This is a genomic window from Chlamydia trachomatis A/HAR-13, from assembly GCF_000012125.1.
Taxonomy (GTDB): domain Bacteria; phylum Chlamydiota; class Chlamydiia; order Chlamydiales; family Chlamydiaceae; genus Chlamydia; species Chlamydia trachomatis.
Window position 1 is genome coordinate 940,721 of record NC_007429.1, and the last position, 12,415, is coordinate 953,135.

The following is a 12,415-nucleotide window of genomic DNA, read 5'->3' on the forward strand; positions in this document are numbered from 1 at the left end:
CATGGTAAAGCTAGTTGTTGGCATAGGAAATCCTGGACGACAGTATGTCTGGACAAGGCATAACATAGGTTTTCTTTTGTTGGACTCGCTAGCATCACGTTTTTTAGGGGCTTTTCGTGAGGCCCCACGTCTTTATGCTTCGTTTGCGAAGGTAGAAATTTCAAGCGAGGCAGTTGTTCTTATGAAGCCCACCACTTATGTCAATCTTACTGGTAAAGCTGTCTTAGCTGCCAAGAAGTTTTTCGATGTTTCCATGGAAGATATTCTTGTTGTAGCAGACGACATCAATCGGGAATTCGGTTTTGTGCGTTTTCGGCAAGATTGTGGCTCTGGTGGGCACAATGGAATTAAGAATACCACGCAGATTCTGCAATCCAATCATTATTGGCAACTACGTCTTGGGGTAGGAAGGCCTTCGTATCCTGGAGCTGAAGGGGTTGCTGATTATGTATTATCTAGTTTTTCTTTGAATGAAAAAGAAAAATTAAATGACTTTTTAGAAAAAGGGATAGAAGAAATCCTTCCTTGGCTAGGTTGTTAGTCTGACGGGGATTTACTGTTCACTTTTTGAAAAAAAGTTCCTGAAAAATAATCAGTTTCGATAACATGGAAGCGCTTCTTATAGAGTAGCTATCTCTAGTTATTGGAAGAAGCAAGGTCAATGCTTAGGAGTTTTTAATGAAAAAAAAAACAGGCCAACTTTATGAGGGAGCCTATGTTTTTAGCGTGACGTTAAGTGAAGACGCTAGACGTAAGGCTTTAGAAAAAGTTACTTCTGGGATCACCAATTATGGTGGCGAAGTTCTGAAAATTCATGATCAGGGGCGCAAAAAGTTAGCTTACACAATTCGTGGTGCTAGAGAAGGCTATTACTACTTTATTTATTTCACAGTAGCCCCAGAAGCTATCGCAGAGTTGTGGAGAGAGTATCATTTAAACGAAGATCTTCTTCGATTCATGACTCTTAAAGCAAGCGCTGTGAAAGAGGTTTTAGAATTCGCTACATTGCCAGAATAATAGTCAAGGAGAACGTATGAATAGACCTGTTCATAATGAACACAGAAGGAAGCGTTTCGCTAAGAAATGTCCTTTTGTTTCCGCGGGTTGGAAGACCATCGATTACAAGGACGTTACCACTCTAAAAAGGTTTATTACGGAAAGAGGAAAGATTCTTCCAAGAAGAATTACGGGGGTTTCTTCTCGCTTCCAAGCGCTGCTTGCTCAAGCTGTTAAGAGAGCTCGACATGTAGGGCTTTTGCCTTTCGTAGGAGAAGATTAAACTTAAAGGAAGAATAACGGATGAAACCACAATTACTTTTATTAGAGGATGTCGATGGCTTAGGGCGTTCCGGCGATCTTGTTGTCGCTAAGCCCGGATACGTTAGAAACTACCTGCTCCCTAAAGGGAAGGCAGTGGTTGCTAGCGCTGGAACTCTCCGTTTGCAAGCAAAGTTGCAAGAGCAGCGTTTGCTGCAAGCTGCGGCCGATAAAGAAGAGTCTCTTCGTTTGGCAGAGATGCTTAGAAGCATCGTTTTGGATTTCCAAGTTCGTGTAGATTCTGAGAATAATATGTACGGTTCCGTAACCGTGAATGATATGATTAGTGCTGCTGAGCAACAAGGTGTTGTTCTTACACGTAAGAATTTCCCTCGCTCTCATAGCGGTATTAAGAATCTCGGAAGACACGTAGTTGGACTGAAATTAAAAGAAGGCGTGACTGCGGATCTTCATTTGGAAGTTCGTGCTGATCACGAAATCATTGAACAAAAAGAACTCCAAAGCGCAGAAGAACAAGAAGGTTAAACTTTTTGTTTGTTGGGGGAAGAGATTCTTTTCTTCCCCACCTCTTTTTTTTATTTTTTAATTATGCACTTTCTTTCTCCAGCAAAGCTTAATCTCTTTTTGCAGATACTTGGCAGGCGGGAAGATGATTTTCACGAAATAGTCACACGCTATCAAGCGATAGCCTTTGGGGATCAACTCTCCTTATCAATAAGCTCTCGCGATTCTCTCCAAGTAATTAATGCTTGTCATCTTGAAACGCCTAGTAATTCTATATGGAAAAGTGTGGCGCTTTTCCGTCGGTACACAGGCATTACAACGCCTGTTAGTTGGCGTGTAGTCAAACAGATCCCTGTTGGAGCAGGTCTTGCAGGAGGGAGTAGTAATGCAGCAACTGCATTGTTTGCTTTAAACCAAATCTTCAAAACAGGACTATCTGATGAGGAAATGCGTTCCTTAGCCGAACAGCTTGGCGTGGATACTCCTTTTTTCTTTTCTACAGGAGCAGCCTTAGGAGTGGCCCGTGGGGAGAAAATAATAGCTCTAGAAGAGAGTGTTTCAGATAGATATGTTTTGTATTTTTCTAGTGAAGGAGTTCTCACTAGTCGGGCTTTTGCCGCCGTACAACCTTCGGACTGTTCCTCCAGAAAAAATTTAGAGTATACGCAAAATGACTTAGAAAAGCCTGTTTTTCGGTTGCGCTTAGATTTGAAAGAAAAGAAACATTGGCTAGAAAGCCTGTGGGCGGAACTTCCTGTGTATATAGGGCTAACGGGATCAGGGGCAACCTTATTTGTCCGTTACCCAGAAATCTTAGAGAAAGACCTTTCTTATGCAGCTCAGATACAAAGAGCAGTAACGTTAAGCGGAGGATTATTGACTTCTCCGATACGAAGAGATCCTACAGCTTGGTATAGCATCTATTCTGAAAGTGCACTTGCAGCTACATAAGATACTCTGCAAGGAGCTTCTTTATCCGGAGCTTTAGAAATAGTAAACTGTCTATTGGACTCAGAATCTTTGGAAGCAGAAAGAATGCTTGATGACGCAGCAACAACTCGATCCATCATAGAAGCAAGCTTATCATTATCGTTCTCTAAAGACAGCATAATTGTGTGTTGCATATTCCAGCTCCTTATAAATCCTGCGCTGTTGTATCCCTAGTACAAAAATACTTGATTTTTTTCGATAGAAAAAAACAGCTCTGCCCCCTACAGAGCCCTTTTAAAGGGGGACAAAAATACTTCTTTTTGTTAGCGGAACAAGCAAAACATAAACGGTGGAACAGCTCTAAAGAGCCAAAATATACTCAGAGATATAAGAGAAGGTAACAATGCTGATAAAAATAATTTAATTAAAGAGATGTCAGAGTGCGGGAAAGTTGGTCGCAGAATAAGGTATCCAACAATATTGGGCATATTAGACACTAAAGTGAGCCCTCCTGCAGACATACTTCCAACCAAAACTAGGTAAAGATAACAATCATTTGCCATAGGTAAATTGTGAACGATATGATTCACCAGAGCATTGTCTAAGAAGATTGAAAACATATATGAGGTCATCATATAGCCTAAATCTGACATGCCGTGCATGAGCTCAAGCATCCACCATTCCTGAAGTTCTCCAAATATCACTACTCCAACATAGAACAATCCTACGAAACAGACTTTTGCTGTTTTGATAGGATGTTGGTAAAAAATCGTGAATCGCTGAAACCCTAAGTAGAAAATAAATAAAAATCCTAAAAATAAGGGGATTGCGCGGCTGAGAATCACACAACCAACAAGAACAACATGAATGAAAATAATCCACGAAGGAAGGCGATCATTCATCATAGTTGTACTGGGGATGGTTTTAGGGAACTTTTTAAATTCTTTTCGGAATAAACAGAAAAAAATTGTTGTAGAAACCAGAATAGCAAGAATTACTTTCCAACAAAAATGACTGATAATGAAGCTGTTTGTCCATTTAATTTCTGGAAGAATAGTCAGTAAAGCTCTTGAAGAAAATGAAGAAGTTAAACCGCTGATCGAAATATTGGAAAATAATAATCCCATAGTTGCATAGCAAAACTTGGGAGAAGGAGAGAATTTGTAAAACTGTTTAGACAATAGTGTAGCTGCAATAATCATCGCTCCGGATTCTTTAAGGAAAAAAGCGGATAGCGGTGCTGCAATCATAATGGTCCACCACCAACAAATGGGGGATTGTTTCCCTATTTTTGCGATCGTTGCAAAGACTCTCTGAGAAAAGTATTCGATAGGTCGCGATTCAAGGAGAATCAGCATAGCGATAATAAAAAGGGAGAAGACATAGTTTCGGCTATCGAAATAGGCCATGGTTATGCGATAGCCTTCTGTATATAAAAATAGACAGAATAGCGGAATCGCCCAAAGAACGAAGACCAGTTCAACGCGACTAACGATGCGCAGAAGCTCACTTAACCAAAGGTACTGACGCCAGCGTTCTGGAAAAATCATCTTTTTATGCTGAGACTCTTCGTATAATCGTGTTAACCATGGTGTAAAAAAGGTATGAATCACCGCAGAAAAAAATAGAATCGCTGACCCGATGCGTAATCCTGAGGAGTAATGGGGTAAAATCATAGAAACTCACAAGATAGAGGGCTATCGTCTTTATCACACTAGAGGGAGGCTTGTTATTAAAGGGTAATAGCTAGCTCACTCCTAGCTCTCTATCACTATTTCGGATGCACATAAAGAAGCAAGAGGTTTTTCTCGGATGAGGAACCTCTTCATCCGAGAAAATGTAAGTACAAGAATGTTATTTTTCCTGAGACGAGTTGGCTCCATAGACGAGGAGTTGGATTTCTGGGCCAAACTTTTGACTCAAAAATTCTTCACAGTACTTTTTGAAATAGCTGTAATCCATAGAACGGGCAGCAGCTATTTTTTGGTCTGGGCGAGAAAAATCCTGTTTTTTCGTTTCAAAAGCTATAGAGAATAATTTTTTCGCCATAGCTAAAGGTGTGGAACTTGGAAGCAATATGGACTGGATATATGTTTCTCGAAGCTGTTCAAAGATCTCTTCGGACAAGCCTGCAGATTCTGGATCAGTAGCAATCTTTTGTATAAAGAGTTGTGTTCTATGCACAAGCTCCTCAGGAGAATAGTTATTGGATCGAATATAGAAAAGTCCACAAGGAGTTTCTGCGAATTCCAGATATTTAGAACCTACCATATACCCAAGTTGTTGCTCTGTACGTAAATCAGAGAAGTACAAGTTATGGATCCAAGATAACAACATACTAGTAGCTACAGAGTCCTTATATTGATGGGGATCTTCGTTTTGTTCGAGCAGCAGCATACCATTTCCAGAGAGAGGATATTGGAACGAAAGCTTTGTAGAAGAGAGAGGTTTTCTTTGAGGATAATAGCTAGGAGCAGCATAAGGAGACGAAGCTTCTGCAAAGTTAGAGAGGGTCGATAATAAATTGGAGAGATCTTGAGTCGAGAGCGTTCCTAGTGCTAAAGATTCTACAGCTAGTTCTTGGAGTAGTTTATTCGTGAAGTTCGCAAACTCTTCGTAGGAGAGGGTGTTTAAAGTATTGAGCTTATCTTCTAAGGAAACGGTATCAACAAGAATCTGAGAGTATAGTTTATTGAGACCAGCTCTCATAGGGCAGGCAATAAGATTCTTCTGATATTGTTCTGATAGCTGATCTTTGTAATATAGAAACAGACTTTCTTCCACAGGAAGATCTCGTAAAGAAGACAGCAAAGCATTGATAAGAACAGGAGAGGTCTCAGTATATCCTAAAAGAGAAAGATCAACCCCTGTCGCTCCAGGAGATACTGCAAAAGTCATTCCAGCTTTTAAAGCATCGTCATAACGTTTTATTAATGTTTCATTAGCTAGTAGACTATATAGGTCTCGTAATACTAAAGAACGCGCATCTGTTCGTTGAATTTGAGGAGAACGGATGCGCAACTCCATAGCCATTTTAGGAATCGTATAGAAAGAGTCTTCACAAGTATATAAAGTGATCGCATTTTGATCATAGGTCAGCTGCGGAGAAAAAGCAAACCCTTCGTGTTGTTTCTTTTGAGATAATAATTGGACTGTTTGAGGAATAAATTTATTGGGATTCGGAAAAGCAAATCCTAAGGAGGAGGAGTCCTGTATAGGTGTGAAATCTAAGGGTTTTTCATAGAAAGTGTCGTCAAAGATGGGATCATAGAATTCATCTGCATTCTCCCAAGAACTCGGTAGGGTAGCAGATAAGATATAACGTGCCTGTTGAGGGTCTGCTAAAAATGTAGCAAAGGTTTGTTCATCTTCTTGGGAGTATTCTGGATAGACAAGAGAGCGATAAGGGTATGTTGCTAATGGTTCAGAAGTAAAATTGGGGACCATTCGTGATAGTGTCGAGAATAACTCGGTTTGCGTGCTGTAAGTATATTCTAAAGAGTTGATTTTCTGTATCTCTGGCAAGGAGTAGGCAGGAAGTCGTTCATGACGAACATAATCAAGAAAAGCAAAAGTTAGCTGCAAAACTCTTTGATATTCGCGTTCCCCCTTATTGGTGAGTTTATAAAGAATTTCAAAATCTTGTGTATTATGAGAAGTGCTGTAAAGTTCTGCTTCCATCTCAGTAATGAGCTGTTCTTTTTTGAGTAAAGCAACAAGACTATTTTCTTTTTCACTAGATAAAATAGAAATCAGTGACTGAGCCCATCCTTGTAAGGACTGTGGAGCATCATAAAAATGCCAGTAAATAGCTAGTTGTGGAGAAGGTTCGACAGCCTTATTGATGAACAGTTTATTAAGAGCTGTAGTATCCTGTGTCTTTGGAAACGGTTTTTGTGGTGTGTACTGTGCAGATATAGGGATTTCAGAGAATAGGGACGCGATATACGGCACTGCGGTGTCCAACGGAGCTGTAGTGTAAACAATTGCTGCCATATTTTCTGGAGAGTAGTGAGTGGCAAACCATGTTTGCATATCTTGAGTAGTGACGGAGTTGAGGGTAGAGAGATTGCCGCAGCCAAAGCGTTTTAATGGGTGATTTTTAGGAGCTATAAGTTGTTGAATACGATGCATACGACGAGAATCTTTAGTTGGATGCATCGCAAATTCTTGCTCAACAGCATGAACTTCTTTGTTTAAATCTTCTTGGCGGAAGAGAGGTTGGATAAAGAGATGTACAAACTGATCCAGAGCATTATCTAAATCTGCATTGTTTACGGAGAATAGGAAGCAGGTTTTATCTGGGTAAGTAAATGCGTTATAGATACCCCCATGTGTGCTTAGGAAGGCAGGAAATCCTGAGGGCTCGGGATATTTTTCATTCCCGAGGAACACACAGTGTTCTGTAAAATGGGCTAAGCCTGGGAACTCGACAGGATCTGCATTATTTCCTGTTTTGACAACTAAAGCGGCTCCGGACTCAGCAGCATGAGGGGAGGATACAATCATGATAGAGAGTCCGTTAGGGCATAGAATTTTAGCAATTTTTTGATCTGCTAATGCAGGGGTCAAAATAGTCAAAGGGTTTTCATCTCGAATCGTTTGAAAGGATTTCGAGCAAGCAGTTAGAAAAGAAGGAATGCAAAGAAGTAATAGGGATAGGGAACGCTTCATATTTTTGGGGTCATTGGTAGGGTCATTGATAACAGGAGGGTGGTTGTCCATTTATTTCGCAACCACCGGGTTGAGGCTTTTATCAAAAGGCCAGAGGGTTCGTCAAGTTAGATTTCTTTGTAGAGATCAGTCACGATAGAGAAGGCACGAGAGGCTCTTAAAGCACGTAGGGCGTGTTTATCATGTATATCAGCTTCTTCGGAAGAACAAAGCTCATCGAGCAACAGTTCGTCTCCAAAGTTAAAAGCAACGGGGGCAAATGAGATCACGCGATGTTCTCCGATCGCTTCCTCTATTGTCGGAGGCGGAGGAAGAATATCATAGGTTTTCATTGCTAAAGGGAAGAAATGAGTCGTTTTCCCGGAGCTTTTGGCAAGGAGGCGGAACATCTCTACACTGTCAGGATGAAATTCTGCAGGGTACAATTCTCCTTGAAGATTTTTACGATCTCTTCCTCCGGAAGGAGCAACATAAAAGAATTTCCCTCCTTCGCTAAGAAGCATTTTTAATGTTCTCATGCTTTTTTGGTTATGCATGAGCTTTTCTTCTTTCAGTTCTGGAGGGTGATTGATGTGTCTTTTTGAATAAATACACAGAAGATCGCATCCCATGCTAAAAGGTCGCGCTAGAGGATCTGAAGTGATCCGATCCCCTGCAACAAAGATCATGTTTTCCATGAGTTGCGGATAGGAGGCTCCGAGTAAGCAGTACATGAGCTGGGGGTCTGATTCTGTCTGGTGGTTAGCTAACAGCACTACGTTGTGTCCAGCTTGGATATATTCTTGAATCTGATCCAATCGCTCAGGATGTAGAATTTGTGATTTTTGGTCGTCAATCAGCGCAGAAAAAAAGTCGATGCCAAATTGGTAAAGATCAATTGGCGAGCGAATTTTTTTGTGGTAGGGAGGGAAAATAATAGGATTCTTAAGGTCATCAATAATGACCTTAAGCCATTGAGAACAAAGAGCTTCCGCTTTCTCAGCGGAGCATTTTTTAGATGCAGCCTCGATGTAGGTTTGATAGCAAATTTGAAACTTTTGGTACAAAGGCTCTGGTAAAAGCTGATCTTCAAAAGCCTGATATAAACAGTTTGAAAAATGCATCAACACACCTATTTATAACTCAATTCCTTCTCCTGTAATCAATGAGAAAAATTGGTAGTGGTTAAGATGGATAGAATCGGACGTATTGATTTGTAGCTTAGCTTTCAATTGCTTAGCCAAGCGAATGAGTTCGACATCGTCCTGCTCTTGTTTCATATAGTGGGCGATTTCCGGATGAACGACCAAACACAAGTTCGTGTGCTCTTTGTGTTTAATAATTTTCTTCAGGTCACGCTCAATTTCTATGAGGATACTTTCAGAGGTTTTGATGATCGCGTTCCCATTACAATATGGACAGGTGGTAAATAGGGTCTGCATTAGTGACTCACGATTTCTCTGGCGAGTCATTTCTACTAACCCAAATTCACTCATGCTCAAGATTGTACAGCGCGCAGCATCATATTTCATGTGCTCTTTTAATCTTTCCAAAACACGACGCTGATTCTTGCGTGATTTCATATCGATAAAATCTATGATCACAAGTCCGCCAATATTTCTTAGACGCAGTTGTCTAGCAATTTCTTCTGCGGCTTCTAAATTAATTTGCACTAGAGTCTCTTCGACTCCATTTTCCAGCTGTGTGCTACGTCCAGAGTTCACATCGATCGTGTGCATAGCTTCTGTTTTGTCAAAGAAGAGATATCCTCCGCTAGACAGCCAGATTTTTCTCTTGGTAGCGCGATCGATTTCTTTCTCAATATTAAAGCGTTCGAACATTGGAACCGAATCGCGATAATACTCAATCTTTACAGTCGTGTCTGGAGAATATTTACCCAATAAGCGTTTGCATTTTTGATAGGTCGCGTAATCGTCTATTAACAAACGCTTGTAGCTCTTATCCACACAAGTCATCACAGCTTTTTTCAGAATATCTGTCTCTTCGTAGAGAAGAGAAGGATGATCTGGAGAATAAAATTTCTCTAGGATACTTTGCCAAGTATTCAAGAGATTCTGAGCCTCGTTAATTAGAGTCTCTGTTGAAGCGGAGATACTCGCAGTCCGACAGATAAGACCCATATTTTGGGGCATTTCAAAAGAGCGAATTAACTGTTTGAGTTGATCTCGCATCAGAGGGTCTTCAATCTTACGAGAAACACCTCGGTGAGGGGAATTCGGTAGAAGGACTAAGTAGCGTCCAGGGATTGAAATATTAGAAGTGAGTCGAGCTCCTTTCGTCCCTATAGGTTCCTTCACTACCTGAACAAGTACGGGACTGTCAAGTTTGAGTAGCTCTTCTATAGGAGCTTCGGAGGTTTCTTCTGGCTGGGGTTCCGCGTGATCTGCATCAGAATCTATATCGAACATCTGTTCGAATTTTTTAGAATTCTCTAATACGTCCGAGATATGAATAAAGCCATTCTCCCGCTCATCTATGTTAATGAAAGCGGATTGAATGTTTCGTAAAATGTTAGTTACGCGACCTCTATATATGTTCCCTTTTAACTGGCGAATTTTTTTTCTTTCAATGATCAGATCAAACAATTGGCCATTTTTTAAATGCGCGTAACGAATCTCTTTAGACTCTATATTTAGTAAGATATCGTTTTCCATGGCGTTCCTAAATGCTCTGCGCTCTACAGGAGTCCTCACCTGATTCCGAGGATGGGGAGTTATTTTAAAATTTATTAAGCAGAAGGCGGATTATAAGTCGATTAGGTAAAAAATTCTACAAAAATGCTTGTTGTTGAATAGTTTAATTTAGAAACTGATTTGTTTCTTTTATTGTGATTTCTATAGTGACAACTGCCAACTCTTATTCTTGTTGGCAATCCGCTTTCCTTGTGTTTCGTTGCTCAGCGACAGGATAAGAAGGCTGTTCCTTATGCTGCAAACACTTTTTTTAAAAACTTATTTTCATAACCCCTATTTTTGTCTAGAAGCAACCTATTTGTTAGGGGAAGTATGGGGAAAACCTTTTGTATCGATAAGAGTTTCGCGGTAAGATATTTGGAAGAATTATAATTTAAGAATGAAAGTTGAAAGACGCGGAAGGCTAATTGAGAAAAGACGATAACGTAAAATTTTATCTTCATCGATTAAAATTTCCAGGGGATAGAGAAGATATTCATGCTTCGATCCCACCTCAGGTATTTTGCGATTCGGAAGAAGAGGGTATGTGTTCCCCTGTGGAAATTCGGGGGAGTCTAGAAATGGTAAGTGGAGAGCAGTGGTTTTTGTCCTTAGAAATTTCTACGATACTTTCTCTTCGCTGTAGGATTTGTGATGCTCCTGTTGAATGGCCAGTACAGGGCATCGTGATTCAACAATTGATTCATTGTTCAGATGAGAGATCGGGGGTGTTTGATTGCCGTGATTTGATTCGGGATGAGTTATTGTTAGAGGGGGATCGTTTTCAGGAGTGCCAGGAAGGAGGATGTCCTGCAAGAGAGTTTATCAAAAACTTTTTGAAAAAAGGCGGGACGTAACTCTTTAGAGAGAGAAAAAAAACCTTCGGCTTCCCAAAAACCTTTTTCTCTAATATACTTTCGTGTTCGCCGGGAGAAGAATAGAGAGCAAGTCTTCCTGGTATACGTTTTCACTGCGAAGAGAGGGGGTGTCCCCTTGTCTGTCGCGGTATATTTTGGGGAGTCGTTCCACAAAATGCATCGCTCTTTGAATCCTGGGGATCCCCAGACTTCCTTATTGGGGAGGGTAGCTATCTGCAGTCTATAGGAGAAGTTAGGAATGGCAGTACCACGTAATCGTCATAGCAATGCTAGAAAGAACATCCGCAGAAGTCACCATGCAAAGAAAGCATGTTCCGCTGCGGTGTGCAGTAATTGCAAGCAAGCTTTTATTCCTCATACAGTTTGTGCTTCTTGTGGTTTTTACAAAGGCAAAGCTGTTATTACGGTTGAGAAGTAATCCAGCAGCGTAAAAGAAATTCATGAAAGTGCGTCTAGGCGTAGATATGATGGGAGGAGATCATGATCCTCTCGTTGTTTGGGAAGCACTGGGAGAAGTTCTTCTTTCGTCAATAGGTGAACAGCCAGTAGAGTTTACTGTTTTCGCTACGTCGGATGTTCACCACCAATTAATGAATTCTCCGCTGTCTCGTTCCGTTCGGATCGTGACCGCAGAGGATTTTGTCTCTATGGAAGATTCCTTATTAGCTGCTGTTCGTAAAAAGCGGTCCTCGATGGCTCTAGGATTGGATGCATTGCAGCAAGGGGATCTTGACGGTTTTGTTTCTTCAGGAAATACAGCAGCTTTAGTGACGCTTGCTCGTTCCAAAATACCTATGATTCCGGCTGTTCCTAGACCCGCATTGTTGGTTTCTGTTCCGACTCTTTCTGGATTTGCGGTTATTTTAGATGTCGGAGCCACAGTGTCCGTGAATCCTGACGAGATGGTAGGTTTTGCTCGTATGGGTTTGGCTTATCGGCAATCGTTGTCCTCTAACAGTAACCAGCCGTTTACTCTTGGGTTACTGAACATTGGTTCAGAAGAACGCAAGGGAACGGATTCTCATAAACAGACCTTTCGTATGCTTCGGAACATCTTTGGTAGCGCTTTTTTAGGAAACATAGAAAGTGGCGATGTCTTTAGCGGCAAAGTAGACATTGTGGTTACAGATGGGTTCACTGGGAATGTCTTTTTGAAAACGGCGGAAGGGTTATTCGATTTTCTACGACGTATTCTCGGGGATCGTTTGGAAAAATCGATTAAGATGCAGTTTGATTACACAATCTATCCTGGTTCTATTATCAGTGGCTTATCTAGACTAGTGATTAAATGCCATGGTAAATCTCATGGAACAGCTTTGTTCGGAGGAATTTCCGGGGCGATTGATTTAGCACGAGCTAATGTTTGTAGTCGTATTGCAGACAGGTTTGGTGATAACGTAGTTTAGCTTGATCACCTTTTCAGTGGCCTAAGGGCCTGTTCTTTATAAAAAATCTTTCTCAAAAAGCAGTCAGCATTGT

General features: G+C 40.9%; 13 protein-coding genes. 8 read left to right on the forward strand and 5 right to left on the reverse strand.

Annotation, left to right across the window (positions count from 1 at the left end; genetic code table 11):
• The first annotated feature begins 1 nt into the window (after nucleotide 1).
• The 5 genes from pth to ispE all read left to right on the forward strand — a co-directional run bounded on the left by pth (nucleotide 2) and on the right by ispE (nucleotide 2,733).
• A complete protein-coding gene (gene pth, locus CTA_RS04375; protein ID WP_009873224.1) occupies nucleotides 2–541 on the forward strand; it encodes an aminoacyl-tRNA hydrolase in 540 nt (179 codons plus the stop codon).
• A gap of 137 nt (nucleotides 542–678) precedes the next feature.
• Nucleotides 679–1,017 (forward strand): 30S ribosomal protein S6, encoded by a 339-nt coding sequence (rpsF, locus tag CTA_RS04380; protein WP_009872183.1) that lies wholly within the window; start codon nucleotides 679–681, stop codon nucleotides 1,015–1,017.
• Between the two features lie 16 nt (nucleotides 1,018–1,033).
• Nucleotides 1,034–1,279, forward strand: a complete 246-nt coding sequence (gene rpsR / locus CTA_RS04385) for a 30S ribosomal protein S18 (RefSeq protein WP_009872184.1) — start codon at nucleotides 1,034–1,036, stop codon at nucleotides 1,277–1,279.
• A 20-nt stretch (nucleotides 1,280–1,299) separates the two neighbouring features.
• Nucleotides 1,300–1,803: a 50S ribosomal protein L9 gene (rplI, locus tag CTA_RS04390; RefSeq protein WP_009872185.1), complete on the forward strand. Its 504-nt coding sequence runs from the start codon at nucleotides 1,300–1,302 to the stop codon at nucleotides 1,801–1,803.
• Nucleotides 1,804–1,866: 63 nt separating this feature from the next.
• Nucleotides 1,867–2,733, forward strand: a complete 867-nt coding sequence (gene ispE / locus CTA_RS04395) for a 4-(cytidine 5'-diphospho)-2-C-methyl-D-erythritol kinase (RefSeq protein ID WP_011324873.1) — start codon at nucleotides 1,867–1,869, stop codon at nucleotides 2,731–2,733.
• Here the strand turns inward: ispE and rbp7 are convergent.
• The 5 genes from rbp7 to CTA_RS04420 form a co-directional block, all read right to left on the reverse strand.
• Complete coding sequence (rbp7, locus tag CTA_RS04400; protein WP_009872187.1) at nucleotides 2,703–2,906, reverse strand: reticulate body protein Rbp-7; 204 nt, start codon at nucleotides 2,904–2,906, stop codon at nucleotides 2,703–2,705. The two genes, ispE and rbp7, sit on opposite strands and share 31 nt — an antisense overlap.
• 129 nt (nucleotides 2,907–3,035) lie before the next feature.
• A complete protein-coding gene (locus CTA_RS04405) occupies nucleotides 3,036–4,388 on the reverse strand; it encodes a putative Na+/H+ antiporter (RefSeq protein WP_009872188.1) in 1,353 nt (450 codons plus the stop codon).
• 178 nt (nucleotides 4,389–4,566) lie between these two features.
• Entirely contained in the window at nucleotides 4,567–7,437 is a 2,871-nt protein-coding gene (locus tag CTA_RS04410; RefSeq protein WP_011324874.1) for an insulinase family protein, read from the reverse strand.
• A 56-nt stretch (nucleotides 7,438–7,493) separates the two neighbouring features.
• The gene (locus tag CTA_RS04415) at nucleotides 7,494–8,489 is read right to left on the reverse strand and encodes a 1-acyl-sn-glycerol-3-phosphate acyltransferase (protein ID WP_011324875.1); all 996 of its coding nucleotides are present in this window, start codon (nucleotides 8,487–8,489) and stop codon (nucleotides 7,494–7,496) included.
• Nucleotides 8,490–8,501: 12 nt separating this feature from the next.
• The gene (locus CTA_RS04420; protein ID WP_011324876.1) at nucleotides 8,502–10,040 is read right to left on the reverse strand and encodes an Rne/Rng family ribonuclease; all 1,539 of its coding nucleotides are present in this window, start codon (nucleotides 10,038–10,040) and stop codon (nucleotides 8,502–8,504) included.
• Nucleotides 10,041–10,486: 446 nt separating this feature from the next.
• Between CTA_RS04420 and CTA_RS04425 the strand changes: the two genes are divergently transcribed.
• The 3 genes from CTA_RS04425 to plsX all read left to right on the forward strand — a co-directional run bounded on the left by CTA_RS04425 (nucleotide 10,487) and on the right by plsX (nucleotide 12,342).
• Complete coding sequence (locus CTA_RS04425) at nucleotides 10,487–10,915, forward strand: hypothetical protein (RefSeq protein WP_009872192.1); 429 nt, start codon at nucleotides 10,487–10,489, stop codon at nucleotides 10,913–10,915.
• 259 nt (nucleotides 10,916–11,174) lie between these two features.
• The gene (gene rpmF / locus CTA_RS04430) at nucleotides 11,175–11,354 is read left to right on the forward strand and encodes a 50S ribosomal protein L32 (protein ID WP_009872193.1); all 180 of its coding nucleotides are present in this window, start codon (nucleotides 11,175–11,177) and stop codon (nucleotides 11,352–11,354) included.
• A 22-nt stretch (nucleotides 11,355–11,376) separates the two neighbouring features.
• Nucleotides 11,377–12,342, forward strand: coding sequence for a phosphate acyltransferase PlsX (plsX, locus tag CTA_RS04435; protein WP_011324877.1), 966 nt, complete (start codon nucleotides 11,377–11,379; stop codon nucleotides 12,340–12,342).
• The last annotated feature ends 73 nt before the right edge of the window (nucleotides 12,343–12,415 follow it).